Annotated in this window: 21 protein-coding genes and 5 tRNA genes; 9 read left to right on the top strand and 17 right to left on the bottom strand. The window is 46.2% G+C overall.

Annotated elements, in window-relative coordinates:
* Positions 1-316: 316 nt before the first annotated feature.
* Genes BM082_RS04385 through BM082_RS04395 form a run of 3 tightly spaced genes read left to right on the top strand, consistent with a single transcriptional unit; the run spans position 317 to position 3,766 of the window.
* Positions 317-1,468, top strand: coding sequence for a hypothetical protein (locus BM082_RS04385; RefSeq protein ID WP_139218770.1), 1,152 nt, complete (start codon positions 317-319; stop codon positions 1,466-1,468).
* Positions 1,468-3,132 (top strand): hypothetical protein, encoded by a 1,665-nt coding sequence (locus BM082_RS04390; protein WP_017017670.1) that lies wholly within the window; start codon positions 1,468-1,470, stop codon positions 3,130-3,132. The genes BM082_RS04385 and BM082_RS04390 overlap by 1 nt, the downstream gene beginning before the upstream one ends.
* Complete coding sequence (locus tag BM082_RS04395; protein ID WP_017017671.1) at positions 3,068-3,766, top strand: hypothetical protein; 699 nt, start codon at positions 3,068-3,070, stop codon at positions 3,764-3,766. The genes BM082_RS04390 and BM082_RS04395 overlap by 65 nt, the downstream gene beginning before the upstream one ends.
* Before the next feature lie 206 nt (positions 3,767-3,972).
* Here the strand turns inward: BM082_RS04395 and BM082_RS04400 are convergent, their stop codons facing one another.
* The 8 genes from BM082_RS04400 to BM082_RS04440 all read right to left on the bottom strand — a co-directional run bounded on the left by BM082_RS04400 (position 3,973) and on the right by BM082_RS04440 (position 9,433).
* Complete coding sequence (locus BM082_RS04400) at positions 3,973-5,418, bottom strand: SNIPE associated domain-containing protein (protein ID WP_026025227.1); 1,446 nt, start codon at positions 5,416-5,418, stop codon at positions 3,973-3,975.
* A gap of 710 nt (positions 5,419-6,128) precedes the next feature.
* A tRNA-Val gene (locus tag BM082_RS04410) sits at positions 6,129-6,204 on the bottom strand.
* Positions 6,205-6,251: 47 nt separating this feature from the next.
* Positions 6,252-6,328 (bottom strand) — tRNA-Val (locus BM082_RS04415).
* A gap of 32 nt (positions 6,329-6,360) precedes the next feature.
* Positions 6,361-6,437: transfer RNA gene (locus tag BM082_RS04420), tRNA-Val, on the bottom strand.
* 28 nt (positions 6,438-6,465) lie between these two features.
* A tRNA-Val gene (locus BM082_RS04425) sits at positions 6,466-6,542 on the bottom strand.
* Positions 6,543-6,564: 22 nt separating this feature from the next.
* Positions 6,565-6,641, bottom strand: a tRNA-Val gene (locus BM082_RS04430).
* 213 nt (positions 6,642-6,854) lie between these two features.
* Complete coding sequence (locus BM082_RS04435) at positions 6,855-7,994, bottom strand: DUF3080 domain-containing protein (RefSeq protein WP_074925441.1); 1,140 nt, start codon at positions 7,992-7,994, stop codon at positions 6,855-6,857.
* Between the two features lie 68 nt (positions 7,995-8,062).
* Entirely contained in the window at positions 8,063-9,433 is a 1,371-nt protein-coding gene (locus BM082_RS04440; RefSeq protein ID WP_017010313.1) for an MATE family efflux transporter, read from the bottom strand.
* A gap of 327 nt (positions 9,434-9,760) precedes the next feature.
* Here BM082_RS04440 and BM082_RS04445 point away from each other — a divergent pair, with 327 nt between their 5' ends.
* Positions 9,761-10,369: a riboflavin synthase gene (locus tag BM082_RS04445; RefSeq protein ID WP_017010314.1), complete on the top strand. Its 609-nt coding sequence runs from the start codon at positions 9,761-9,763 to the stop codon at positions 10,367-10,369.
* A gap of 81 nt (positions 10,370-10,450) precedes the next feature.
* Here BM082_RS04445 and BM082_RS04450 read toward each other — a convergent pair whose 3' ends face one another.
* The 8 genes from BM082_RS04450 to hutC all read right to left on the bottom strand — a co-directional run bounded on the left by BM082_RS04450 (position 10,451) and on the right by hutC (position 19,240).
* Positions 10,451-10,654 (bottom strand): CPXCG motif-containing cysteine-rich protein, encoded by a 204-nt coding sequence (locus BM082_RS04450; protein WP_017010315.1) that lies wholly within the window; start codon positions 10,652-10,654, stop codon positions 10,451-10,453.
* A 308-nt stretch (positions 10,655-10,962) separates the two neighbouring features.
* Positions 10,963-11,613, bottom strand: coding sequence for a hexitol phosphatase HxpB (hxpB, locus tag BM082_RS04455; protein WP_017017675.1), 651 nt, complete (start codon positions 11,611-11,613; stop codon positions 10,963-10,965).
* Between the two features lie 180 nt (positions 11,614-11,793).
* Positions 11,794-12,657, bottom strand: coding sequence for a fructosamine kinase family protein (locus BM082_RS04460; protein ID WP_017010317.1), 864 nt, complete (start codon positions 12,655-12,657; stop codon positions 11,794-11,796).
* A gap of 172 nt (positions 12,658-12,829) precedes the next feature.
* The gene (gene hutH, locus BM082_RS04465; protein ID WP_017013698.1) at positions 12,830-14,368 is read right to left on the bottom strand and encodes a histidine ammonia-lyase; all 1,539 of its coding nucleotides are present in this window, start codon (positions 14,366-14,368) and stop codon (positions 12,830-12,832) included.
* An 8-nt stretch (positions 14,369-14,376) separates the two neighbouring features.
* Positions 14,377-16,071, bottom strand: a complete 1,695-nt coding sequence (gene hutU, locus BM082_RS04470; RefSeq protein ID WP_017017676.1) for a urocanate hydratase — start codon at positions 16,069-16,071, stop codon at positions 14,377-14,379.
* Positions 16,058-17,137, bottom strand: coding sequence for a formimidoylglutamase (gene hutG, locus BM082_RS04475; protein ID WP_074925442.1), 1,080 nt, complete (start codon positions 17,135-17,137; stop codon positions 16,058-16,060). Before hutG ends, hutU begins: the two co-directional genes overlap by 14 nt.
* Complete coding sequence (gene hutI, locus BM082_RS04480; protein WP_074925444.1) at positions 17,127-18,353, bottom strand: imidazolonepropionase; 1,227 nt, start codon at positions 18,351-18,353, stop codon at positions 17,127-17,129. The genes hutG and hutI overlap by 11 nt, the downstream gene beginning before the upstream one ends.
* Before the next feature lie 182 nt (positions 18,354-18,535).
* A complete protein-coding gene (gene hutC / locus BM082_RS04485) occupies positions 18,536-19,240 on the bottom strand; it encodes a histidine utilization transcriptional repressor HutC (RefSeq protein WP_017010322.1) in 705 nt (234 codons plus the stop codon).
* A 321-nt stretch (positions 19,241-19,561) separates the two neighbouring features.
* Here hutC and BM082_RS04490 point away from each other — a divergent pair, with 321 nt between their 5' ends.
* A complete protein-coding gene (locus BM082_RS04490) occupies positions 19,562-20,812 on the top strand; it encodes a glycerophosphodiester phosphodiesterase family protein (RefSeq protein WP_074925447.1) in 1,251 nt (416 codons plus the stop codon).
* Positions 20,813-21,197: 385 nt separating this feature from the next.
* On the opposite strand, the gene BM082_RS04500 is transcribed toward BM082_RS04490, so the two are convergent.
* Complete coding sequence (locus tag BM082_RS04500; RefSeq protein ID WP_017010324.1) at positions 21,198-22,028, bottom strand: hypothetical protein; 831 nt, start codon at positions 22,026-22,028, stop codon at positions 21,198-21,200.
* A gap of 722 nt (positions 22,029-22,750) precedes the next feature.
* Between BM082_RS04500 and thrS the strand changes: the two genes are divergently transcribed.
* From thrS to rplT, 4 genes are all read left to right on the top strand, one after another.
* Positions 22,751-24,679, top strand: a complete 1,929-nt coding sequence (gene thrS, locus BM082_RS04505) for a threonine--tRNA ligase (RefSeq protein WP_017013690.1) — start codon at positions 22,751-22,753, stop codon at positions 24,677-24,679.
* Positions 24,680-24,682: 3 nt separating this feature from the next.
* Positions 24,683-25,228, top strand: coding sequence for a translation initiation factor IF-3 (infC, locus tag BM082_RS04510; RefSeq protein ID WP_074925450.1), 546 nt, complete (start codon positions 24,683-24,685; stop codon positions 25,226-25,228).
* A 103-nt stretch (positions 25,229-25,331) separates the two neighbouring features.
* Complete coding sequence (gene rpmI / locus BM082_RS04515) at positions 25,332-25,526, top strand: 50S ribosomal protein L35 (RefSeq protein WP_017010327.1); 195 nt, start codon at positions 25,332-25,334, stop codon at positions 25,524-25,526.
* 42 nt (positions 25,527-25,568) lie between these two features.
* The gene (gene rplT, locus BM082_RS04520) at positions 25,569-25,922 is read left to right on the top strand and encodes a 50S ribosomal protein L20 (protein ID WP_017010328.1); all 354 of its coding nucleotides are present in this window, start codon (positions 25,569-25,571) and stop codon (positions 25,920-25,922) included.
* Positions 25,923-25,938: the final 16 nt, after the last annotated feature.

A 25,938-nucleotide genomic window follows, 5' to 3' on the forward strand; every position in this document is an offset into this window, starting at 1 on the left:
CACTAAATCAGTGTATCCCTAATTGTGTAGAGGCAGATACGGCAAAAAAGTCTATGCATTGACCTTGATTTTTAATTAATTAACTATTGCTTATTTAGATTGACTTTGCCTGATTTTATAATGTAAGTGAAATAATTTCAGTGATAGTATTAAAGAGTATTGTTAATGTTTCTTTGTTCTTACGTTAATAAGATACTATATTTTTGTGTTCTAATTATGGTTGTTTATAGGCGTGAATAATTGATTGTCGAATGTGATAAATAACCCTAAAATGGAAATATTTTGAATGTTTAAAATTTAACAGTGTGATGATTTAATGAATATTAATCCAAGTATAAATAATTATAATGTTAAAAATTTGGATTTATTATGCTCCATTTTTATTGCAACTCTTGTTACCGCCTGCTCATCGAGCATAGATACTAATGGAGAATTGTTGCCTGATCACTCTAATCTACAAAGAGTAGATAAAGAACAGTCCATCTCGAATGCATTAAAGAATTCATCTGAGCCAGACTTTATAGTTAAAAAAGAAATCCGTAATCAGATACAGAAACTAGAAACTAAGAAAATTGCCGCGGGCAAGCCACATGAAACTAATGAAAGTCATGTGATGGGTGAACAAGATAATAAGGCTCATGAACTCAAGGGTAAGCCTCGTGAACAAGATGATAAAGCTCATGAACTCAAGGGTAAGCCTCGTGAACAAGATGATAAAGCTCATGAACTCAAGGGTAAGCCTCGTGAACAAGATGATAAGGCTCATGAACTCAAGGGGAAGCCTCGTGAACAAGATGATAAGGCTCATGAACTAGAGGATAAGGCTCATGAACTAGAAGAGGGAATAAACCCATATAGACAATTCGAGTCAGTACCCTCACAACAACCAATCGTCCCGAATATCAACCCGAGCTTAAAAGCGCCAGAGCAGTTTAAACATCCTCTCCAAGCATCTGACAAGCTAGCATTTATGTTAGGAGAGGATAGTAAAGGCTACTATCTATACAGTGAAGGACCTGTGGAAGTAGGTGCGTATGATAAATTTCTTCGCTATGTTTCTCATTATGAAAGACAGGGTATTAAGCTAAATCGCTTTATGATGCACAGCCCAGGAGGTGTGCTCAACGAAGGAATAAAAATCGGTAAATATATTCATGAAAAAAACTGGGATACAGATGCCGATAAATATATGAAATGTTACTCGACATGCGGTTTTATCTATGCTTCCGGGAGAGCTAAATATATACAACCTGGAGCGGAGATAGGGTTTCATCGTCCATATTTACCTAGCTATCCGGATACACCAGAATTGATTCGCCAGGTTTATGAAGACTATCAGCCTTATTGGAAGTTAATAGGTGGAGACGAAAAGTTGTACGAAAAGTTTATGAAAGGCTATGGCCGTGACGATATGTATATTTTGAACTCAATTAATATTAGTAATTACATGAATGTAGAGACCTATTGATGAAAAGAACCTTGCAAGGTCTTTGGGATAACGGAAAACTAATCCTACTCTATCTTTGCTTGTTTGCAATGGGGGCATTGGTCGTAACCTTTAATGTTAAGGGATATGACATCCTCTTTTCGGACGAGCCAATTTTGGGTTTGGCATCGCCGTTTAGTCTACTGCTTGCTGTTGCAGAGATCGCTGTTTTGGTATGGACATCGGCGGTTATTGCCAATTGGCCGAATGCCAGCCGAGTTTTGAAAGGTATTTTATTCATATTAATTCCGGCGTTTACGTTTTTGTGCTTTACCGGGATAAATAGCTACCTGAACACGCTTTCAACAGCAGAAATTCGCAAACTGCATGAAGTCAAAGTGCAAAATCAGAACAGCGATGATTATCTGTTAACACGTCAGAGAGAGGCCATTTCTTTTCAAAATCAGGTTAGCCAGATGCGTGGTGAAAGAGAAACTATTACCCAGCAAATTAATACGGCAAGCCTTCAGATTAAGAGCTTGTCTGAACAAGCTAGTGAGCGTCGATTAAAGGCGATTGATTGTTCCGCAGTTCCTGATTGTGCTGCGTCAGTGAAAGCGTTTGAAGGTCAAGCTAACTTGCTGACACTTGAAGTGAACAGCCTGTATGAGCGTCGAGCACGTTTGGACAGTCGCATTGTGAAACTTGAAGAGAGCCTAGATCTGGCTCTGAACGACATGACAACCATCAAACGTCAAAATACCGAAAGTATTAATGTACATGCGGGAACGGAATCGACGTTTGAAATGAAAAAAGCTTCCTACGAAAAAATCATCCTAACCGTTACATCATGGTTCGGATTAGCGCCTAAAGACCCATTTAGTGTGTTTGTTGGTTTTGTTTCGTTTCTCATCTATCCCGTCTACTTCATGCTTAACCTTTATGTATCTTTGGAGTCAGAACCAAACAAATTTGTAAGGGCAAAGAGTAGGACCGAGAGAGAAAAACGACAAGCAGAAACTAAGAAGATTAAAAGGGCTCGCAAATCCTTGCGTAATCTTCTCCTAACAAAATTAGTAGGCTACCAGCGAGCGAGAATTTTAAGGCTCAGTCGTCATGCGGGAAAAAACTTCAGATTGAGACAAAAGACGAAAGCCAGACAAAAGTCACAGCGTGAAGTGATGTACTCCAAGCTCATCAAGTATTTCCGTGTGTGGGCTCATCGACGTAAGAAAATTAAAGTGAACGAGGTTGAGCGCGTTGTCGAAATCGAAAAAGTGGTAGAAAAAGAAGTAGATAGAATTGTAGAGCGTGAAATCGTCGTTGAAAAAGAAGTTGAGGTCATCAAGGAGGTACCTATTGAGGTGCGTGTTGAGGTTCCTGTAGAGGTTGACCGTATTGTTGAAGTACCAACCGAAGTGCCAGTATTTGTCGAAAAGATAAAGAAAGTACCCGAGCCGGTTTTCATCAAAGACCCACAAATTGTTATTCACGAACGAATCATTCCTGTACCTGAAAATATTACCGGTGAAGAGCTGGAGAGATTATTGAATGCGCAGCCTCGACTTAACGAAACTGCACGAACTGCAGAGAGCCAGCTCTATAGCGCGAGCAACGACATCACAGACGATAATGGGGCAAATGAGTCACAGCGCTCAGTCACAGAGCGAAGCTCTGAAAAAGCGGATACACGAATTTCAGCCTGAGATTCCTTTAGAACAACAAAAAGAAATATTAAACAAAGAGTTGGAATTTGAACGGGCCAAAATGCAGGCTGAGCATGCCAAGATAAAAGACCAGATTTCCATTGATAAAGAAAGGATGCAGGACGAAATCGCCCTGAAGGAGATAGAAAGCGTAAAGCAAGAAATCGAGCTGCAAGTCAGCGAAAATAAAGCAACCGAAGAGATACTAAAGCAAGACCAATTGAAAGCTAATGCTGAGCGGGAACTTGCGCAAAAAAGGGCGGAAAGAGAAGAGCGAGAAGCGTTGTCTCGTTTTCGTAGAGGGCGTATTTTAGGTTGGTTAAAAACGGTATTGCTAGTTGTACTGTCCCTTTTACTGGTCATTTATCTTTTATTGGCATCGTATCGTGCTTATCGCTGGGTCACCGAAGAACCGTTGATCAAAGAAGTGGAAAGGGTGGTTGAGGTTGAAAAGCAGGTAGAGAAAATCGTCGAAGTTGAAAAAGAGGTGACGGTAACCGAAATCCCCGATGAGTGCACTCAAATCCGACGAAATGGCGAAATCTATGTTAGTTGTGATGGAGTCACAGTTAGCGGCTCCCCGACAATCGGAGATAGCGGGTTAAAAGAAATTCCTGATCTTGTCACTGAGTAGAGCTTCAAATTCTTAAATGACTATATTCAGTTAAAACAAAAGGACAATTACTCTAAACAGCCATCTATAAGATGGCTGTTTTTTAATTCAGTTAACAAATTAACGAGTACAAAAATGAGTTGGCGATATCTACCGCAAGCATTTTATTAATAAAAATTAATTCGGGCTAAGTCTGACTTTTATGAATTTGTCTAAACAGTCAGATTTCAATTTATGCTTTCATTCAACCTTAAGCTTTCATAGTAATCCTCTGCCAAGGCTGTCATTTTAAAGTCAGCTTCTATTCCGACTATCTTTTCTACAGCTTCTTGGATAGATGCTAGGTCGATATTAAAGAACTCTTTGCGCAGATTTACAGCGTTTACACGTTTAGAATTGAACTCTCGGTGTAGCGCTGTTTCAAGAGCTGGAGCATCATCGGTGTAAATCATAGCATGTACGTCAAACGGGAATGGTACACTTGCATCGCCTAGTTCTTTAACCCTATCCATAGGCTCTAGACGGCGAGTAAGACCGATCTTGTAAACATCCTCCCCAAACGAACCAATATTGCTGATGACGTAAACATGACCTTTACGGGTTTGCTCTGCCATGCTCTTAGCTCGTTCTTCTCTGGCCTCTGCTTCAGAGAGTTGCTGCTCGAGGATTGCGATGCGTTGCTCCATTTCAGAGCGATCCTGCTCAGTAGCCTTAGTAAGTTCTCGCTGTGCTTTATCAAGAAGATTGCGGTACATTTTTTCTTCTCTTTCGGCATCGGCAATCGCTTTCTCAAACTCTTTAATAGCTCGTTGTTCTTCGCGAATCTGCTCTTTGATAAGCTTCTGCTCAGCGACCTCTTCTTGCTTTTTAAGTGTGTACTGGTATTGAAGCTTGCACTCTTCGAACTTAAGTTCGATGTAATCTATATCAAATCCGCACTCTAAGGTCGCTGCTGACTTCTCAAGTGTGTTGGCAAGTTTTTCTATACGTTCAAGAGTACGCCCAAACGAACTCGGCGACACCTTACCGATAAGAAGATCACATTCAATATTAAAAGCAGTAAGCATGAGCTTAACCTGACCATTTAGAATTTTACTATTGAAGGACTTGTCTTTAGATATAACCGTCGACTCTGGGAAAGTGATCGCTGTTTTATCTTTGATCATGTCTTTTTGCTGTTGCCTAACGTCCTTGATCTCTTCAGCGAATCGAGTAGATGTTTCGTAAAGATACTGCGGGATTTCAAAATGACCATGAGCAGTATATTCATCAAGTCTTGAATATAAGTCGATATCACCCATTAACTCCTCTAAATCAAGCTCGCCTTTGTCAATGCTTGAGCTGAGATCATCTAATGTTGATTTAATCGACTCTAAGGTCGCTTGCTGCTCTTGAATGCTCTGCTTTAGTGCATCATCTTGTCCTTTCAAATCTTGAAGCTCGGCAGTTTCTTCATTGATTTTAGCTAGATCTCGCGTTGCGGTTTCATTAGCAGCAATTATTGTTTCTCGGCTTACACACGCTGAATCATATTCTGCTTTTGTTTTTGCTAGTGCTTCATCTAGCGACTTATATTGCTCGATTTTCTTATCGGCTGAGCGTTTCGTAAGAAAAAAAGTTAGTACGATAGCTACTAATGATAAGCCTATCAGCATCAGTAAATTATTATCCATTGATTACTTTAGAACCTCTTGAATGAATTGCTTTCTCAGAGCTGCTCGCTCTTCGCATCGCTCCTGATACTCTTCTGCGGCACTAGCTAAAGCGTCTTTAAAAGACTGTTTTTCTGCTGATTTCTTTAGCCTTGCTTGCCTTTGTAGTTCACGCTGAGCTTCTCGCACATCTCTCTCATGCTCTCTTACTGCCTGAGCATGTGCTCGATCACGAGCCTTCTGCCTACGCTGGGATTCACGAGCTGCTTGCTTGTTGGCTCTATCTATTGCCTTAATAACCTTTAGAGCCGTTCGTAAACCGCTACCTCGCCTAGCCAATGGTCTCCTCCTTCAAAGCGGTGTAATACTGATTTTTCGGATGCTAACACAATCAAATATGTGCAACTGGCTCTCTATATCAAACAAGTGGCATTTATTGAGATTTAAGGGAGGTTAAATGGATTATGGCAAGCACATGCTGTGTGAGTAGCCTAGAGTAATGGCTTTAAACGAATTTGGGGTATAAACGAGTTTATGTGTCTATCAAGCAGGTGGCTATCCACTCTTTGCACTTTCAAAAATGGCAAGTGGACACTTCCAGCCTGATTTCGATGTGGATGCGTTTCTCTAAGGCGTCTTGCATTTGGTTTTATAATACTGCCTGCGCGTGATTTTCCGCCAAATGCAAAAAAGCCTGCTCAATGAGCAGGCTTTTTTGTTTCTTACGAAAGTGGTGGGCGATACCGGGCTCGAACCAGTGACCCCCTCCTTGTAAGGGAGGTGCTCTCCCAACTGAGCTAATCGCCCGAATAAACGCTTGGGAGACCCAAAAGGGTAGTGCGTTTACTGGAATTTGGTGGGTCTAGGCAGACTCGAACTGCCGACCCCTACCATGTCAAGGTAGTACTCTAACCAACTGAGCTATAGACCCAAATTCTGATTCCATCCTGGTTAGGGAAGGAATGGTGCGTCCGGGCAGACTCGAACTGCCGACCCCTGCCATGTCAAGGCAGTACTCTAACCAACTGAGCTACGGACGCATATTACATACAGTGCCAAGAAAAAACTTGGTGCGTCCAGGCAGACTCGAACTGCCGACCCCTGCCATGTCAAGGCAGTACTCTAACCAACTGAGCTATGGACGCATTGTAGTGCTTTATAAAAACTTGGTACGACCGAGTGGATTCGAACCACCGACCCCCACCATGTCAAGGTGGTGCTCTAACCAACTGAGCTACGGTCGTACTGCATGTCTTTGCTGGGCAGCGATTGCCCTGAAAGCGGGATGAATATTAGCGAGTAGGGGCAAGGCACGCAAGCGTAAATCCGGACTTTTTTGTGTTTCGAGGTCTGTTTGCTGTTTTGGTGCACAACTTGGCGCATCTGTGGTCATTATTTTTTGTTTTTAACGGGTTAAGCGACCATGTGCTTCACATTTGATATTGATAAAAATGGGTTTACTGACGACCGACAGTGATTTGGCAACGAGAGAATAAAGATTGCCAATATTGAACATGATGTTTCACAGCGCGTTGAAATTCATCGTATCTGTCGCCTCTTAAATAGGCGTGTTGATAAGAATGAAAGTGAGAAGGTGCGATCGTTATTGTCTCATTGAGTTGGTGCAGTGATGGCTGCACGTCTAAATACAGACCATTGAGCGTTGAAACGTAAGGCTGAACAGCGCCGATAAAGAAGTTGTCGAAGACATTTCTTAAATAATTCAGCCGAGTAGGGTCGCGGTTTTCGCCGCAGACAATAAGGTGATCATCGCGTTCAAGCTGTTGGGTAATGGTGTTCAGCCACCGTGTGCTTTCGTCCAAAGAGAGGAACACTGCGCCCAAGTAATGCTGTTTTTCGATGGGCTCTTGCAGCGATAGGGCATCCACTTCGTGAGCTTTCTGTTCAATAAGATTTGCATAGCGCTCAATGGCCAGCAGGGCATCACTGTGAGGAAACGGCTTCTCGGGAGGAATAAGTGCATTGCCTGCGGGTATAAGCTGCTTACGCCACGCGTCGCTGGAGACAAAAGTGTTCCAATACACCGTTGTGAGCTGCTGGGATTTCTGTTTTTGCAGCGCAGTGAGCTGTTCAATCAGGGTGTCGTTTTCTATGCTCGACAAACAATAGGCGACCGTGTTTAACAGTTTTATTTCGTAATCAAGGTGGCGGAAGGCATCTTGCACTTTGCCGAGGATAGAATTGCGATCCGCGATGAGCTGAAACAACCCACACTCGCGAAGCTCATACGCATCGAGAAGCCCCATGCGAATGTCTTCGAGTGGTAAGAGCAAATCGCGTTTGCGTGGCAGTGAAATGGAGATGCTTTCAGACAGAGGCAGTGGGTCAGTCTCTACGACATTCGCGAGGCGTTGTTGATAGGTTTCAAATTGGGCGATAGCGGGGTCGTCGCCAAAACACCCCGTTAGTGACACGAACAGGACGGCATAAAACGAATGACGAATGGCAGCGACGATCACGACGTATTCAAAGCCTCTTTTAGCGAGTAAGCCTAGGAATATACGAAGTATATGGAATAAGCGATCGATGTGCGCGGTAAGACCTTGAGAATGTGAAAAATCAGCGGGTATGCCCATTCAATCACAATGTGCTTTGGCATCAACGAAACATCCCAGCGCGCGCTGGGATGTTTTGTGTTTAACGTTTACTTTTCTGCCATTGCGAGCTGGAACTCGGAGGATTGTCCTCTGATCCACATCAAGCGCATGCCAAGCATGATGGCGGCAGAAGAGAGGCCGATAATGATGCCAATCCAGAAACCGTAAGCCCCCATGGGTTCAACAATCCAATCCGTCATGCCGAGGATGTATCCCATCGGCACGCCGAGGATCCAATAGGCGACAAAGGTACGATTGAAGATGGCTCTCATGTCTTTGTAGCCACGCAGTGCGCCCGCCGCTACCACTTGCACAGAGTCGGTACACTGGTATAACGCAGCCAGCAGCATCAAGTTGGCTGCAATGGCGACAACTTCCGGGTTGCTGTTATAAAGGTGAATGATAGGTTCGCTGAAGGTGACGGTCAGACCCGCTGTGCAAAGCGCAAACATTAAGCCAAGAATAATCCCAACTTTGGCGGAGCGGGCTGCACCTTCGGTGGATTTCTCCCCCAACAGGTGGCTAACGCGAATACTCACCGCAGTACCCAAGCTCATCGGAAGCATAAATATCATCGATGAAAAGTTCATGGCGATCTGGTGAGCGGCGACGACCACGGATCCGAGCGGCGCAATAAGAAGTGCCACTACGGCAAACAAGGTGATTTCGAAGAACAACGCGGCTGCAACGGGAAAGCCCATTTTGAACAAGCGCCAAAGTGCGGGCATGTTCGGTTTTTCGAACGTTTGGAACGCGTTGATTCGACGAAGACGCTTGTTCACCATGATGTAGAGAAACATGGAGGCGAACATCAGCCAGTAAACAATGGCAGTTGCAACGCCACAGCCCACACCGCCCATGGCAGGCATGCCAAATTTACCGTAAACGAAGATCCAGTTTAATGGCACGTTTGCCGCGAGGCCGATAAAGCCGATCACCATGGCGGGCACGGTCATCGAGATGCCTTCTGCAAGGTTACGCAGTACTTGGAACAGTAAGAAGGCTGGAACCGCCCAAATAACCGCATGCAGGTATCCGACTGTTTTCTCGGCGAGTAGCGGGTCCACGTCCATGTAATGCACGATAGCGCCGGCATTATAAAGAACGAGTGATATAGGTAATGACAATGCAAGCGCCATGTATACGCCTTGCTGCACTTGGTATGGGATCTTATGTTGACGGCCAGACCCATTGAGCTGGGCGATAATGGGGATCATGGCAATCAAAATACCGATGCCAAAAAGGATGGATGGAAGCCATACACTGGATGCAACAGCAACCGCTGCCATGTCAGTGGCACTTACGCCTCCGGCCATCACTGTGTCGACAAACCCCATTGAGGTTTGTGCAAGTTGCGCAATAAAAACAGGGATACCCAACGTAATGATGGATTTCGCTTCTAGGCGGTAGTTTTGCACCTATTACTCCGAAAATACGATAAAAAAGGCAGGAAAAAAGACAGCACATTATACGCTGGCGAATGAATGCGACAATCAAAGTCTCTGATAAACTAGTACATAAATGAATATGTGATTGATTCGATGTGGATACATCGACAAATAATTTACGTAGCCAATGGTTATCGACAGGTTTATGTTTCATCTTTGCGCATCGTTTACGCTATACCCGAGCTGCCTGAATGGGCACAATGACAATCTGTTTAACCCCGTGTGGCGAATATTGGGTTTGTTGCTGTCTTCTGCCACGCGATGGATCCACTTCAAGACATTTTAAAAGGACTCTCCATGTTTACCGGTATCGTTCAAGGCATTGGTCATATTGCCAAGATTGAAAAACAGAAAGACTTTCAAAGTCACGCCGTCGTGTTTCCTTCGGATATGCTCGAAGGGCTGGCTTTGGGGGCGTCTGTGGCCCACAACGGTTGCTGTTTAACCGTGACGCGGATCGACCAGGATATTATTTGGTTTGATTTGATGCAGGCAACGTTGGCGTTAACGAACCTTGGCGAGCTTGTTGTGGGGGAGAAGATCAACCTAGAACGTGCAGCGAAGTTCGGTGATGAGATTGGTGGACATTCTATGTCTGGTCATGTCATGACCATGGCACAGGTTGTTGATGTGATTGATACAGAAAACAACCGCCAGGTTTGGATCGAGGTTCCCGCGAGTGTCACCAAATATGTGTTTGATAAGGGTTACATCGGAATTGATGGCATCAGCCTGACCATTGGTGACGTGTGTGATAACCGTTTCTGCGTCAATTTGATCCCTGAAACGCTCAATCGCACCAACATGGGGTGGCGAAAGGTGGGTGATAAGGTGAATATTGAAGTCGACCCGCAAACTCAAGCGGTGGTGGATACGGTAGAACGTGTCATGGCTGCCAGAGGGTAGCGTTGTTACGCACGAGAGAAAAAGCCAGCATAGCGCTGGCTTTTTGTTTTTCTACGAATGTGAAACGTTGAGATTAAGGATTCAGAAAATCTGCTCGTCGTCTGCATCGACATATAAATTAACGGTTTTATGCTGCGAATCAATTTGGAAATTCAAATGAATAGCATTACAGCATGCCGGGCAATCATCATAAAACTCTTGATCGCCGCTGCTCATATCCAAAGTAATTCGAATGCTATGACCACAGTGCGGACAAGCGATACCTCTTTCGGTGTAATTTTGCATGTTCCACTCCTTATCTGAACTGCGAGCCAGTAACATGACAGTGGAAAACTAGTCGTTGACGTAACTGGCCATGTGTCACCATCTTAAGAAAACAAGAATGTTTGCTCAGTGAAATAAGGTGAAACTTTGAAGAGCAACGAGTTTCTGTAAACTCAGATTCATTTACTGAATATTTGTGTTTCTAAGTATTTCTGTGGGCGGGTGTTTGCGTGTATTTTTTGAAATGTTGCAGGAATAATTGAGAGGCTGCTTCAGCAAGGTTGGGGAAGGGAGCCTAAAACGTAAAAAACGCGGCTCCCTGAAAACGCTTACTTTATCAAATGGTCGATTGTTAATTCGTTTAACGCCGTAAGTTTCATATCACTGATCACCCAGCGTTCTTGCCCTGCCACATGGGCCTCGGGAACAACAATCGCCTTCATCTGAGCAGACTTCGCTGCCATCAAACCCGCAAATGAATCTTCAAATGCGACACAACGTTGAGGGTCTATACCCAAGCTTTCAGCTGCATTGAGATACACCTCAGGGTGGGGTTTTCCATATTTCAGATGTTCAGCTGAATGACATTGCTCAAACCAAGAAGATAAATCCAACGCATCCAATGTTGCTTGAATCAAACGCATGGGTGATGAAGAGGCTAGCGCGATGCGCAAGTTCGCTTGTTTACACAAGTTCAATGCATGCATAACACCAGGCATCATGGGTTTGTGCTCAGAAACAAGCTCAATCACTTTCAACGTGATGCGCTCACAAACGTCATCACAACTTGGGCCTTCCCATCCTCGGGTGTTGTAATAATGTCGTACGATTTGGTCAATACGAATGCCTGTCGTCGCAATGGTATCTTCGCGGGTAACATTCATGCCAAGCTCACCAAAAATGGCGATTTGAGCATCTTGCCAGAACGGTTCTGAATCGACCAACAGGCCGTCCATATCAAAAATTGCAGCTTGAATCATAACCAGGCTCTATTCCAATCAATAAAAATGCGCGCGTTAAACATGCTGTAAATCCATCTGGTCGATGAAAAGTGAGATGATCCTTCGCTAAAGCAGGATGCATTTACATTTGTTTAGATAAAAGAAAGGGCGCCGAGGCGCCCATTTTGACTTTATAGTGATTCACTGCCAATCGCTTTGTTACGTTAAATCCAGTTTGGTGATCAACGCCTCTGTTTCTTCGAGATAGTGCCCACCAAACAACAAACAGTGATTGAGCATATGGTAGAGATTATAAATGTCTTTCCGTGATTCAAACTCTTCATCCAACGGCCACACCTCAGCGTAGCCTTCATAAAAGCGTTCAGGAAAGCCGGAGAATAGCTGGGTGGTTGCGATATCTACTTCTCTGTCTCCCCAGTAGCACGCTGGGTCATAAACAATGGGACCATGGATCGACATAGACGCATTGCCAGTCCATAAGTCGCCATGTAACAGAGACGGTTTTGGTTGGTGACCCGTTAACCGCTCCTTGATGGATTCAACAATGGATTCGACATCGCCAAATGACATGCCACGTTCTTCCGCAAGCTTCAATAGAAGGCCTATGCGGTGATCAGCAAAGAAGTTTGCCCACTTGCGGTGCCAGTTGTTGCGTTGTTCGGTGGTACCAACAAAGTTGTCGATATCAAAGCCGTATTCAAGTTGGTCACCCCACTGATGAAGGTGCGCCATTTCGCGCCCGAGTAGATAGGCACTTTCTTCATTGAGCGGCTTCATGGGAATGTAATCCAACACCAACACGGCTTTTTCTTTTATTACACCAATGTAGATAACTTGCGGCACAGAGACGACACCGCTGTTGGCAAGGTGTCGTAGGCTTTCTGCTTCCGCCTCATAAATGGCGAGGCTTTCACGTGAGTTTACCTTCACGAAGAAACGAATATTTCCGCTGCTGATGGCATAACATTCGTTGATGTCTCCACCATCGATAGGGGTTTTCTCATCAACCTCGAACTGCTGACCGAGCGTGAGAGAAAGCTGAACGGAAAGCGAGTGCCACATAGGATTACCTCTGCGTGTCGGCAAGCAAAATGGTGCGATAACAAAATAGTAGCGCAATCTTGGGAGAGTAAAGTGCGACTAGACCACAAACCATGTGGCCTTCATCACTTTTGGTACAAAATATGACAAGCCTCTTGATTCCCGGGGCTTAATCATGTGCTACCTGACGTGTTTAAGACGTCATACTTGGTAAATGTCTGTCAGGTAAATACTTATTATGTGTCGCTTCTAAAAGGTAAGAATTCGCTTTTTCAATATCCGGTGAGAAATAGCGGTCTTTATCGTAGAAAGATACATGCCCTCGAAGCTCTGCTTTTATTTGTTCGAGTTTTGGCGATGTCTTATGAGGCGTTCTGAAATCAATGCCCTGACAAGCAGCAAGCAATTCCACCGCCAAGATCCCCCGTGTATTGGCTGCCATTTCTGTTAAACGCCGTCCCGCAAACGTTGCCATGGACACATGATCTTCTTGATTCGCCGACGTTGGCAGGCTGTCGACAGAGGCAGGGTGCGCCAAGGTTTTGTTTTCACTCGCCAACGCCGCAGCGGTGACCTGTGCAATCATAAAGCCGCTGTTTACACCGCCGTTGTCCACCAAAAAGGGTGGCAGTTTACTGAGCCCGCTGTCGATGAGTAACGCCATTCTCCGTTCAGACAGACTGCCAATTTCTGCAATGGCTAATGCGAGGTTATCGGCGGCCATGGCGACGGGTTCAGCATGGAAATTCCCGCCCGAAATAATGTCGTCATCATCGCTAAACACGAGTGGATTGTCGGACACTGCATTCGCTTCCACTTGTAACACGCTTGCCGCTTGGCGGATTTGCTCAAGACAAGCCCCCATGACTTGAGGTTGGCAGCGCAGCGAGTACGGGTCTTGCACCTTTTCACATTTCTGATGGCTGTCACCAATTTCACTCGATTCGCCCAGTAAATGACGATATGCAGCGGCCGCATCTATCTGTGTTTGATGACCACGCACTTGATGGATACGAGGATCGAACGGGCGTCTGCTTCCTAACGCTGCCTCGACAGACAAAGAGCCACAAGCGACGGCGGAGGCATAGAGATCTTCTGCATAGAACAATCCTTCTAACGCGAACGCGGTGGAGGCTTGCGTGCCGTTGAGCAATGCGAGGCCTTCTTTCGGTCCTAGGGTAATGGGATCAAGTCCCGCGATTTTTAGCGCCATTGCACCAGAGATAACCTCTCCTTTGTGGCGGGCTTGGCCTTCGCCTAACAGTACCGTGCTCATGTGCGCGAGAGGAGCAAGATCACCCGATGCGCCCACTGAGCCTTTCTTTGGAATGCAAGGATAGACTTCAGCGTTAATGAGCTTGGCGATGGCTTCTACCACGGAAAAACGAATGCCTGAAAAACCGCGTGCAAGCCCGTTAACTTTCAACACCATCATCAGCCTGACGGTTTTGTCTTCCATAAACTCGCCAATGCCAGCTGCGTGGGATAACACAATGCTACGTTGTAACGTTTCCAAATCGTCTTTTTCAATGCGGGTGTTAGCGAGTAAGCCAAACCCTGTATTGATGCCATACACCACGCGGCCTTCGTCTAACACCTTCGCAACGGTGTCAATGCTCGGTTGCATGGTTTGCTCGACGTGGTCAGCAAACGTAAGGGCGACGGGTTCGCGGCTTATTTTTCGTAATTGGTTTAGGGTTAATTCGCCAGGTTGCAGGCAAAGTTCGACCATGTTTATTCTCACTTTTTCACCGGTACATTGGGGATATCAAGCAAAGGCAAATCCAATTGCTGTTCTTTGGCACAATTTATGGCGATGCCATAACCCGCATCGGCGTGTCGCATGACGCCAGTAGCGGGGTCGTTATGTAGCACTCGTCCCACACGACGCGCAGCGTCATCGGTTCCATCACAAACAATCACGACACCTGAATGTTGTGAGAACCCCATGCCAACACCGCCACCGTGATGAAGCGATACCCATGTCGCACCAGATGCAGTGTTAAGTAGGGCATTGAGCAAAGGCCAATCGGAAACGGCATCAGAACCGTCCATCATGCCTTCTGTTTCACGGTTGGGGCTGGCGACAGAGCCAGAATCTAAATGATCTCGCCCAATCACTATGGGTGCTTTGAGTTCGCCGTTTTTCACCATTTCATTAAAGGCTAGACCTAAGCGCGCGCGATCTTTAAGGCCGACCCAGCAAATTCGCGCCGGCAAACCTTGGAATTGAATACGTTCGCGAGCCATGTCTAACCAATTGTGTAGGTGAGGGTTATCAGGAATAAGTTCTTTGACTTTTTGGTCGGTTTTGTAGATGTCTTCCGGGTCACCAGACAGGGCCACCCAACGAAAAGGGCCAATGCCTTGGCAGAAAAGAGGGCGGATATACGCGGGCACGAACCCGGGGAAATCAAAGGCATTTTTCACGCCCATTTCCAACGCCATTTGGCGAATATTATTGCCATAATCGAGGGTGGCTGCGCCGCGACTTTGTAACGTCAACATGGCCTTAACTTGCACCGCCATGGAGGTTTTGGCCGCTTTTACAACCGACGCTTCGCTTTCTTTTCTGCGTTCGTTGGCGTCTTCAAGCGTCCATCCTTGTGGGAGGTAGCCATTGAGGGGATCATGTGCGGACGTTTGGTCAGTCACGACATCAGGGGTGATCTCTCGCGTGACCAGCTCTGCAAAGATATCGGCAGCATTCCCCAATAAACCAATTGAGACAGGCTTTCCTTCATCATTGGCGGCCTGAAGCATCGCCAATGCGTGGTCAAGATCCGTGGCTTTTTTATCGACGTAGCCGGTACGTAAGCGGTAATCGATTCGGCTTTCATCGCATTCAACAGCAATCATGGAGAAACCCGCCATGGTCGCGGCGAGGGGTTGTGCGCCACCCATTCCACCAAGACCTCCCGTTAACACCCAGCGGTTCTTTGCTTCACCGTTAAAATGCTTCTTAGCGACAGCGACAAAGGTTTCATACGTGCCTTGAACGATGCCTTGAGAGCCTATGTATATCCAGCTGCCCGCTGTCATCTGCCCGTACATCATCAAGCCTTGTTTATCGAGCTCGTTAAAGTGCTCCCAGTTCGCCCAGTGCGGCACGAGGTTAGAGTTGGCTATCAATACGCGCGGGGCATCTTTGTGTGTAGGGAATACGCCAACGGGTTTGCCCGATTGCACCAATAAGGTTTCGTCTTCCTCTAGACGTTTAAGCACTTCTACAATCTTGTCAAAACACTGCCAGTTTCTCGCGGCACGGCCAATTCCCCCGTACACTACCAATGCATGAGGGTGCTCAGCAACGTCTGGATGAAGGTTGTTCATCAGCATGCGAAGTGGGGCTTCGGTAAGCCAAGATTTCGCATTCAATGTGGTGCCTGTTGGGGCGGCAAGTTCACGCGTTAAGTCCAATCTAGGATCGGTCATCACATCTTTCCTTATCTTGTGAGTCGCAATGTGCGGTGTTGATTTGATGAGAGTCGAGTCGGGTGTTATCCGTCCGTTTCGCTTGTCGGGGAGACAAACCTCGTGTGATCGTCCATACCAATCTCGCAGCAAGGCGAGCAGTGTGGTTGTCTATGTCGTAATTTGGATTGAATTCCGCAATGTCAGCGAGCCTGATTTTTTGTTCGCCATTTTTATCTTTTGCTGACAGTACTTGCTTGATGAGGTGCTCAACGAGCGGGTAACCCACGCCATGTGTTGCTGGCGCGCTGACCCCTGGTGCGACGGACGCGGGAAAGACATCCATGTCGATAGTGAGGTACAGGTAATCACAGCTATCCATAAACTGTGCTAACGATTGCGCGACGTTGTTTAAGGTATGCGGCGCTATATCCGTGTCTTCGACCGTTAACACATTGAGTGTGTCAGCTTTGTTGAACAGGGCTTGTGTATTGCTGCTTCTGCTTACGCCAAGGCAGGCATAGAGGAAGGGCCATTGGCGAGTTTGGCACCAATCCGCGATTTGAGAGAAAGGCGTACCAGAGCTTCCCGTTACAGCGTCACCTGATGGTGTCCTTAAATCAAAATGCGCATCAAAGTTGATGATGCCAATCCGCGGTACGTGGTGCGGGTGGCGTGCTAAGCAATGTGCTGCCAACCCTTGAAAACTTGCCCACGCAATTTCGTGCCCACCACCCAGAACCAAAGGGAAATGATGGTGCTTAAGGGCGTGTGTCACCTTATTTGAGACCGCTTGTTGCGCATCGACGAGATTGCCATCGTCGCAGTCAACATCACCGCCATCATAAAACGGCAGAGCATGATGTAAGGGAAGGTTCGCGAGCGCCTGACGAATGAGCTGGGGTGATGCCTTTGCCCCAACTCTTCCTTTGTTTCTGCGTACGCCTTCATCTGTACAGAACCCAAACAAGGCAATGCCTTCTTCGACATCGTCATTGAGTTTACTGACCACCTGATGAATACGGCGACCTGCATCGCCATCTTCGCTATCCATTCGGCCTTGCCATACGGACATGTCAATTGGCATGGGGGAGACCTCCTTCAATCACGTTTCCGTTAAGGATGCGTGTCACCAAAGGCGATAACCCCAGTTGATAACTTAATGCGGCGGGAGAATCGACATCCCATACTGAAAAATCTGCATCAAAACCTGCTGCAATTTGCCCCTTCTGCTGTAAACCCAATGCCATCGCTGCGTGTTTTGTTACGCCATAGAGGTTCTCTTTTGGGGTCAGGCTGAACAAGGTTGATGCCATGTTCATCATCATGGTCAGGCTTGCAAACGGAGAAGTGCCGGGGTTGAAGTCTGTAGAGACCGCCATGGGAACGCCATGTTCTCTTAGTAGGCTAATGGGTGGCGCTTGTGTTTCTCGTAGAAAATAAAATGCACCCGGTAAAAGGGTCGCGACGGTGCCATGTTTGGCGAGGGCCTTAACACCGTCTAGATCGATATATTCGATATGGTCAACAGACAAGGCGCCCATTCTGGCGGCCAACTCGCTACCACCCATGTGGCAGAGCTGTTCAGTGTGACCTTTAATGTTCAGACCGTGCTGAAGGGCACACTCGAAAACGCGCTGAGTTTGTGGCAGCGAAAAGGCAATGCTTTCGCAGAATATATCCACGGCATCAGCGAGTTTTTCACTGGCCACGGCGGGGATCATTTCATCACACACGTAGGCAATGTAATCGTCTGCGCGGTGTTTGAATTCTGGAGGAACGGCGTGAGCCCCCAAAAACGTTGTTTTGACATTGATGGGGAGTGTTCGCTCTAACCCTTTGGCGGCACGCAGCATTTTGAGTTCGTCTTCCAGCGTTAGCCCGTAACCACTCTTGATTTCTATTGTTGTTACGCCGTCACGCATTAAGGCCTTTGCTCGGGGTATTGCAAGGTCAATCAGGGTGCTTTCATCTGCGTGACGTGTTGCGTTCACCGTCGACAGTATACCGCCGCCTTGCTGGGCGATGGTTTGATAGGGCACACCGTTCAAGCGCTGTTCAAATTCATTGGCGCGATTGCCAGCAAAAACAAGGTGGGTGTGGCAATCAATGAAACCAGGTGTCACCAAATGATGGTTGAGATCGACGACGTCATGATCTGAGATTTTCAGGTCAGTGCCAACAGCGTGGACGACGCCGTTTACGACCTCGATCATGCTATTTTCTTTGACCTGATAGCCTGCAGTGTCAGTAACGTCAGCGTGCATATCAACCAGTTTACAATTGATGAATATCCGTTTCATGGAACAACCTGATTTAAATGTCTATACAAATGTATAGACAAAAGAAGAGAGGTAATCAAGAGGGAGTAGGATCGCGATGTGATCCAGAGTGTAAATTAAACGGGCCAGTGTGAATGGTTTGTGGGTTTGCTCAATGTCTTACGCGTCGTTTGGACGCGCAGTGACATCAACCAAATGGAGGGTTATAAGCTGGTGCGTGCACTCAGTTTGTAGCGATTAGCGGGGTGGTAGAGTAACGCTGCGCTGATGAGTTGGTCGCCGCTCCAGGTACGTCGATGTAAGAGAAGGCAAGGTTGCTCGAGCGGAATGTCTAATCGCTGTGCAATCATCTCATTGGGCATGATGGCTTCAACCGTGTGCTCAATGGCAGACAGTGGACAATTATCGACCAAGTATTGGTTGGGGGTCTTATCTGTAAAATCTTGCGCCAAATAGTCTGGGGCGTAATTCGGGTTCACCCAACGCACTTCAAGTTGAAGAGGGGTGTTATCAGCGAAGTGAATGATTTCGCTTTTGTATACGTCTCCGCCCAGCATGATCCCAAGGCGCATTGCGACATCTTCTGGCGCTTTGATGGCTTTTAAGCTTAATACTTCACTATGGTGTAGTTGGCCGCGCTCTTTTATTTCATCAGCAATATTGCGAATGTCCATCAATGGCGATTCGGCTTTTCGTTGGCAAACAAAAGTTCCAAGCCGCGGTGTGCGTTCTAGCAGTCCTTCGTTCACCAAATCTCTGACGGCTTTGTTTACCGTCATTCTACTTACTGAAAATTGCTCACAAAGCTCGGCCTCTGTGGGGATGCGACGTCCGACCGGCCAAGTTTTGCTTTCTATCTTATCGAGCAAGTAAGTTTTGATTTGCATAAAGCGCGGGGATTTTGTCATTAGTATGCTCAAGATATTCGTATATACAAATGTTGCGACAAAGCATGATGAAAATCAAGGGCGTCTATTATTACCTCACCAATTTGTGACGTTTTTCAGTACGAGATGCTGTTAGCGCTAAAACATTACGCGCTATGCGTCTCATAGGTGAATAGACATCAGACCGACATAAAACAGTAAGATGAGAGGCATACTTTATCCGCACACTTTCTTTATTCGTGCACTTAGCGTGGCGTTTATTGTTGAAGTGATATACCCAAACAGCCTGAAGATGCTCGATTTCAGAGGCCATCAGAGTGTTCAATTCAAGGAAGTAGCGTCATGAAATTTTTCAATCTTGTAGGTGTGATGGCATTGATAACGTCTGGCACCGTTTTCGCAGAAAGTTCACCCACTAACGCGTCTGCCGCCGCGCATTCTGATGTTCATAAGGGCATTTCATTAGGGCCAAGACCTGCATTTTTAGTGAATGACATGGATGAAGGCCCGCTAAAAGAAAAACTAAAATCATGTATTGGTATGCCAATGGACGCGAACGATTTCTCTATTGGGCACAGAGGGGCATCTCTGATGTTTCCCGAACACACACGAGAGTCTTACATCGCCGCGGCGCAAATGGGTGCGGGCATTGTTGAGTGTGATGTGACCTTTACCAAGGACAAAGTGCTCGTTTGTCGCCACTCTCAAAATGATTTACACACAACAACAGACATTCTTGCTCACCCTGATCTGGCGGCGAAATGCAGCATACCGTTTACGCCTGCAAATCCAAGTGAAGGAGAAAAGGCAAAGGTTGAGTGTCGAACGTCAGATTTTACGATTGAAGAGTTTAAGCGGCTTAAAGGGAAGATGGATGGCGCAGATCCGATGGCAACCACAGCAGAAGCTTACATGAGAGGCACGCCTGGTTGGAGAACGGATTTGTACGCCAGTCGCGGCACCTTGATGACGCATGCTGAAAGCATCGAACTCATGAAATCGTTAGGCGTTAAAATGACCCCAGAACTTAAAGTCGCAAAGGTCGCGATGCCGTTTGATGGATTTAGCCAGTCAGATTATGCGCAGAAAATGATTGATGAATACAAAGCGGCAGGCGTAGACGCTGAAGATGTATTTCCACAATCATTTAGCATTGATGACGTTACCTACTGGATTGAGCATGAACCAAGATTCGGTGAGCAGGCTGTGCTGTTAGATGCGCGTATATATAAGCAGAAGAATTGGCAATCGTCCTTAGCGGGTATGAAGGCGTTATCAGAAAAGGGCGTGAATTACATTTCACCTCCTCAGTTTGCCTTGCTGAGTCTTAATGAAGAGGGTGAAATTGTCGCATCTGATTATGCTCGACATGCAAAGCAAGCGGATATAAAGGTAGTCAGCTGGACACTTGAACGCTCTGGCTCTTTGAATAATGGCGGCGGGTGGTATTTTCAATCGGTTAAAGACGCAATCAATAATGATGGCGACGTGCTGACTGTTCTTGATGTGCTTGCGAAAGATGTAGGCGTAGTAGGGGTGTTTTCGGATTGGCCAGCAACAACAACCTTCTATGCAAACTGCATGAAGCTATAATCAAATTTGCTGTTTGCTGTTTGCTGTTTGCTGTTTGCTGTTTGCTGTTTGCTGTTTGCTGTTTGCTGTTTGCTGTTTGCTGTTTGCTGTTTGCTGTTTGTTGTTTGTTGTTTGTTGTTTGTTGTTTGTTGTTTGTTGTTGCTGTATAAATAAAAAGCAGGCCTCTCGGCGGGTGCCGATGAGGCCTGAACCTACAGCATTGCAACATCACCTATTATTACGCCACTTGTTGCTTACTGGTTCACTTTTCTATGTTGATGCATTTTGAATGGGCGAGTGGTGGAATCAAATAGGGGTATGCGTAAGCAGTTTGAATAACAAAAAATGCCGCAGAATGATTCTGCGGCATTTTTTATTTGTTACGTACAGTTGAAAAGTTTCAGGATTACACCCACATGAACTCGTCAGCTGCTGCTGGCATTGTTGTGTCGCCACAACCACAGCTTGAACCATGGTCAGTACCGTGGCCCATATCAGTACCATGGCCAGTGTCTGTGCCATGACCGCCGCCATGCCCTGTACCGTGGTCAGTTAACCAACCCATACCCATGTCTGCGTGTGAAAGGCCATCCACTGTGTTTCCAAATACGTGGTTGTTTGCCGTTTCCCATGCTTCCATCGCTGGATCAACAACGTGGTCAGTCAGTTTGTCGAACACAAAGCTTTGAGCATCATCTAAAAGTAGCGGAGCTTGAGAGATTTCATTGTGACCAATGATGCCAGTAAGCAGTTCGCTCGACGCCTCAGAAATCATATCAATTGGAATCTGTAGCAATTCAATGTCGTGTTCTAGGTGCATCGCGATATGTTCTTCAGCGGTTTCAACGATCTCACCAACGCCTTCCTTGATGATGTCTGGAATGCACTCACCGTGACCTTCGATTGCCGCGTCAACGACTTCGCCCGTTGTTGAAACGACTGTACCAACAGCTTGACCCACTTGTGCAACGTTCATCATAAAGTGGTGAGTGACAATTTCAGCGGCGTCAGTGACACCATCAACGACCGTTGCTACTGCAGCGGTAATACCATTAATTATCGGTATGTCTGCCGTTGCCTCTGCGATTTTATCACCCACGTCGCTCAAGAATTCATCCACAGCGCTAACGGCAGTGCTGACTGCATTTGCGACGGTTGTTACGGCCGTAGAAATTGCATCGCCTACTGCACTGATTGCGTCGCCAATGCCTTTAAAGATATCTGTAAACCATCCCATGATGTTTCTTCCTTTTATACTGTGAAGTTTTCTTCACGTTCCATAATGGTTTCGTCCTGAATGAACGAGACCGTTTTAATGCAATCCGTCAAAATGCGTTTATCTCACTGGCGTGAAATATGTAGACGTCTTGCAAACTCCTTTTATTGAGCGATTACGCTCTCCGTCGTTTCGCTCGTGACTTTTCTGCATAAAGCCCGTACTGCGTATATAACTCGTATGGTTTAGCTGTTTATAAAGATTGAGTGATGACTAAATCACTGAGTTATATATCTATCTCGTGCTTTGTTGACTGAATGCTGAAACCTAATGTCACGAAAACTGTGCATCGAGGTAGCAAAGTTAGACGTTGGTGCAATTCACGGAGGTTTTGTGTGTGAATTTGGCGTGAAGTCAGAGGCGTGAGATGAAAAGTGATCAGATCGCTAAGACCGTTAGCGCGACAAAGTATGGGCTGGATTCACCCTGTATGAAAGAAGAGGAGAGAGGTATAGAGGTACGGCATACGCATAACGTGTAGCAATCAATGTGTTGGATGTTGCGTTCTCCATTAATGGGGGTACAATCCTTGTCTTCGCTTAGGTGCTCACATTTTGATTTGTAACAAAATCCGCACCAACGAGAGCGTACTTTTCAAGTGCAGCGGCGATGCCTTATCCCCCGCACAGAATTCATGAACAAGTGTTACTGCGTGTGTAACACCACTGTAATAGGACTTAAAAATGCCTGTAATTACTCTTCCTGACGGTAGTCAACGTTCTTTTGACAACCCTGTTTCTACTCTTGATGTCGCGCTAGATATCGGCCCTGGTCTTGCGAAAGCATGTATCGCTGGTCGTGTTGATGGTCAACGTGTTGATGCGTGCGATCTGATCGAACAAGATGCGAACTTGGCAATCATCACTGCGAAAGACGAAGACGGTCTTGAAATCATTCGCCACTCATGTGCTCACCTGCTCGGTCACGCGATCAAGCAACTGTTCCCTGATGTGAAAATGGCGATCGGTCCAACCATCGACAGCGGTTTCTACTACGACGTTGATCTTGACCGTTCTATTACGCAAGAAGACTTGGATGCGATTGAAAAACGCATGAAGGAACTTGCTAAGACCAAATACCAGGTCATTAAGAAGAACGTAAGCTGGCAAGAAGCACGTGATGCGTTTGAATCGCGTGGCGAATCTTACAAAATTGAAATCCTTGACGAGAACGTGTCTCGCGATGACCGTCCAGGCTTGTACCACCACGAAGAATACATCGACATGTGTCGTGGTCCGCACGTACCAAACATGAGCTTCTGCCAAAACTTCAAAATCTTGAACGTGGCAGGTGCATACTGGCGTGGTAACAGCGACAACAAGATGCTTCAACGCATCTATGGCACCGCGTTCTACGACAAGAAAGAGCTGAAAGCGCACCTTGTTCGCCTAGAAGAAGCAGCAAAACGTGACCACCGTAAACTGGGTAAGCAACTTGATCTGTACCATATGCAGCAAGAAGCGCCGGGTATGGTGTTCTGGCACCACAATGGCTGGACTGTATTCCGTGAATTGGAAGTGTTCATCCGTGAAAAACTGACTGAATACGAATATCAGGAAGTAAAAGGCCCGTTGATCATGGACCGCGTTCTTTGGGAACGTTCTGGTCACTGGGACAAATATGCAGATTACATGTTCACGACCCAATCAGAGAGCCGTGAATATGCACTGAAACCAATGAACTGTCCTGGTCACGTTCAGATTTTCAACCAAGGTTTGAAATCTTACCGTGATCTGCCGCTACGTATGGCGGAGTTTGGCAGCTGTCACCGTAACGAACCATCAGGTGCATTGCACGGTCTGATGCGTGTTCGTGGCTTTACCCAAGATGATGCACACATCTTCTGTACCCCTGAACAGGTTCAGCAAGAAGTGACGTCATGTATCTCTATGGTATATGACACATACAAAACATTTGGTTTTGATGAAATCGTTGTAAAACTGTCTACACGCCCTGAACAGCGTGTCGGTTCAGATGAAATGTGGGATCGTGCAGAGACCGCATTGGCCGAGGCGCTTGACGCTATGGGCATTAAATTTGAGATTCTGGACGGGGAAGGTGCCTTCTACGGACCTAAGATTGAATTTACCCTGCATGATTGTTTGGATCGTGCTTGGCAGTGTGGTACTGTGCAGCTCGATTTCGCTCTGCCTGAGCGTTTGGGCGCAACGTACGTTGGCGAAGACAACGAACGTCATACCCCTGTAATGATTCACCGTGCAATCCTCGGCTCTCTGGAACGTTTCATCGGTATTTTGATCGAAGAGTACGCAGGTCATTTCCCGAGCTGGTTAGCGCCTCAACAGGCTGTGGTTATGAATATCACAGACAATCAGGCCGATTATGTTCAGGAAGTAGCGAAAAAACTGCAAAAAGCAGGATTTAGAGCGTCTGCGGACTTGAGAAACGAGAAGATTGGCTTTAAAATCCGAGAACATACTTTGAAGCGCGTACCTTACATGCTTGTTTGTGGTGACCAGGAAATGGAAGCCGGCGAAATCGCAGTACGTACTCGTAAAGGTAAAGATTTGGGTAAATTCAAGATTGAAGATTTTGTTTCTCTGCTTGAGAACGAAGTTCGCACCCGAATGCTCAATATTTTGGAGGAATAAGGTATTAAAGGCGCAAGAAAAGCCCCAGTTAAACAAAATGCTCATCGCTTGAATGATGAAATTCGTGATATTAACGAAGTTCGTCTAACAGGCCTTGATGGTGAAGCAATCGGCGTTGTTACTCTCCAAGAAGCGCTTAAAATCGCTGAAGGTGAGGGCGTTGATCTGGTTGAAATCAGCCCTAATGCCGAGCCGCCTGTCTGTCGTGTGATGGACTACGGTAAGTTCATATTCGAAAAGAGCAAGGCTGCGAAAGAGCAGAAGAAAAAACAGAAGGTTATTCAGGTTAAGGAAATTAAATTCCGTCCTGGTACCGATATTGGCGACTATCAGGTAAAACTACGCAACCTGGTTCGCTTTATTGAAGAGGGTAACAAGGTCAAGGTCACTATCCGTTTCCGTGGTCGCGAAATGGCGCACCAAGAAATCGGTGTTGACGTTTTGAATCGTTTGAAGGAAGACACTGCTGAAATTTGTTTGGTAGAAAGCTTCCCGACGCGAATCGAAGGTCGTCAAATGATCATGGTTCTTGCCCCTAAAAAGAAGTAATTTCGGCATACAAGTAATGTAAGAGGCTATGCCTTAGGGCATAGCCTCTTTATTCGCCGGGTTACATAGTTATTAACATGCATACAATGCGGAGTTATTCATCATGCCTAAGATGAAATCAAACAAAGGTGCAGCTAAGCGTTTCAAGAAAACTGCTGGCGGCTTTAAGTTCAAGCACGCAACTAAACGTCACATCCTGACTAAGCGTACTACTAAGAACAAACGTCAACTGCGTCCAAACGCGATTTTGCCTAAGTGCGAAGTAGCAGCAGTTGTTCGTATGCTTCCATACGCATAATTATTCTTAGTATTATTAACAAATTAGTTTAGGAGAGAGTCCATGGCTCGCGTAAAACGTGGTGTACAAGCTCGTGCTCGTCACAAGAAAGTTCTAAAACAAGCTAAAGGTTACTACGGTGCACGTTCACGTGTTTACCGCGTAGCTTTCCAAGCAGTTACCAAAGCTGGTCAATACGCTTACCGTGACCGTCGTCAGAAGAAACGTCAATTCCGTCAACTGTGGATTGCACGTATCAACGCTGCGGCTCGTCAAAATGGTATGTCTTACAGCCGTTTCATTAACGGTCTTAAGAAAGCGTCTATCGAAATCGATCGTAAGATCCTTGCCGATATCGCTGTATTCGACAAATCAGCATTTGCTGTGCTTGTTGAGAAAGCAAAAGCTGCTCTGTAATTTTACAGACTAGATT

Origin of the sequence: Enterovibrio norvegicus DSM 15893 (genome assembly GCF_900115495.1) — a bacterium.
In the GTDB taxonomy this organism is placed as follows: Bacteria; Pseudomonadota; Gammaproteobacteria; order Enterobacterales; family Vibrionaceae; genus Enterovibrio; species Enterovibrio norvegicus.

Bases quoted from the DNA above. Each gene is read 5' to 3' on its own strand.
- BM082_RS04460 (WP_017010317.1), bottom strand. From the start codon at position 12,657: ATGTGGCACTCGCTTTCCGTTCAGCTTTCTCTCACGCTCGGTCAGCAG.
- BM082_RS04490 (WP_074925447.1), top strand. From the start codon at position 19,562: ATGAAATTTTTCAATCTTGTAGGTGTGATGGCATTGATAACGTCTGGC.
- hutH (WP_017013698.1), bottom strand. From the start codon at position 14,368: ATGGTCGAACTTTGCCTGCAACCTGGCGAATTAACCCTAAACCAATTA.
- hutG (WP_074925442.1), bottom strand. From the start codon at position 17,137: ATGCCAATTGACATGTCCGTATGGCAAGGCCGAATGGATAGCGAAGAT.
- BM082_RS04390 (WP_017017670.1), top strand. From the start codon at position 1,468: ATGAAAAGAACCTTGCAAGGTCTTTGGGATAACGGAAAACTAATCCTA.
- thrS (WP_017013690.1), top strand. From the start codon at position 22,751: ATGCCTGTAATTACTCTTCCTGACGGTAGTCAACGTTCTTTTGACAAC.
- BM082_RS04445 (WP_017010314.1), top strand. From the start codon at position 9,761: ATGTTTACCGGTATCGTTCAAGGCATTGGTCATATTGCCAAGATTGAA.
- BM082_RS04500 (WP_017010324.1), bottom strand. From the start codon at position 22,028: ATGGGATGGTTTACAGATATCTTTAAAGGCATTGGCGACGCAATCAGT.
- BM082_RS04435 (WP_074925441.1), bottom strand. From the start codon at position 7,994: ATGGGCATACCCGCTGATTTTTCACATTCTCAAGGTCTTACCGCGCAC.
- BM082_RS04385 (WP_139218770.1), top strand. From the start codon at position 317: ATGAATATTAATCCAAGTATAAATAATTATAATGTTAAAAATTTGGAT.
- hutU (WP_017017676.1), bottom strand. From the start codon at position 16,071: ATGACCGATCCTAGATTGGACTTAACGCGTGAACTTGCCGCCCCAACA.
- hutC (WP_017010322.1), bottom strand. From the start codon at position 19,240: ATGACAAAATCCCCGCGCTTTATGCAAATCAAAACTTACTTGCTCGAT.
- hutI (WP_074925444.1), bottom strand. From the start codon at position 18,353: ATGAAACGGATATTCATCAATTGTAAACTGGTTGATATGCACGCTGAC.
- hxpB (WP_017017675.1), bottom strand. From the start codon at position 11,613: ATGATTCAAGCTGCAATTTTTGATATGGACGGCCTGTTGGTCGATTCA.
- rplT (WP_017010328.1), top strand. From the start codon at position 25,569: ATGGCTCGCGTAAAACGTGGTGTACAAGCTCGTGCTCGTCACAAGAAA.
- rpmI (WP_017010327.1), top strand. From the start codon at position 25,332: ATGCCTAAGATGAAATCAAACAAAGGTGCAGCTAAGCGTTTCAAGAAA.
- BM082_RS04400 (WP_026025227.1), bottom strand. From the start codon at position 5,418: ATGGATAATAATTTACTGATGCTGATAGGCTTATCATTAGTAGCTATC.
- BM082_RS04395 (WP_017017671.1), top strand. From the start codon at position 3,068: ATGAGTCACAGCGCTCAGTCACAGAGCGAAGCTCTGAAAAAGCGGATA.
- BM082_RS04450 (WP_017010315.1), bottom strand. From the start codon at position 10,654: ATGCAAAATTACACCGAAAGAGGTATCGCTTGTCCGCACTGTGGTCAT.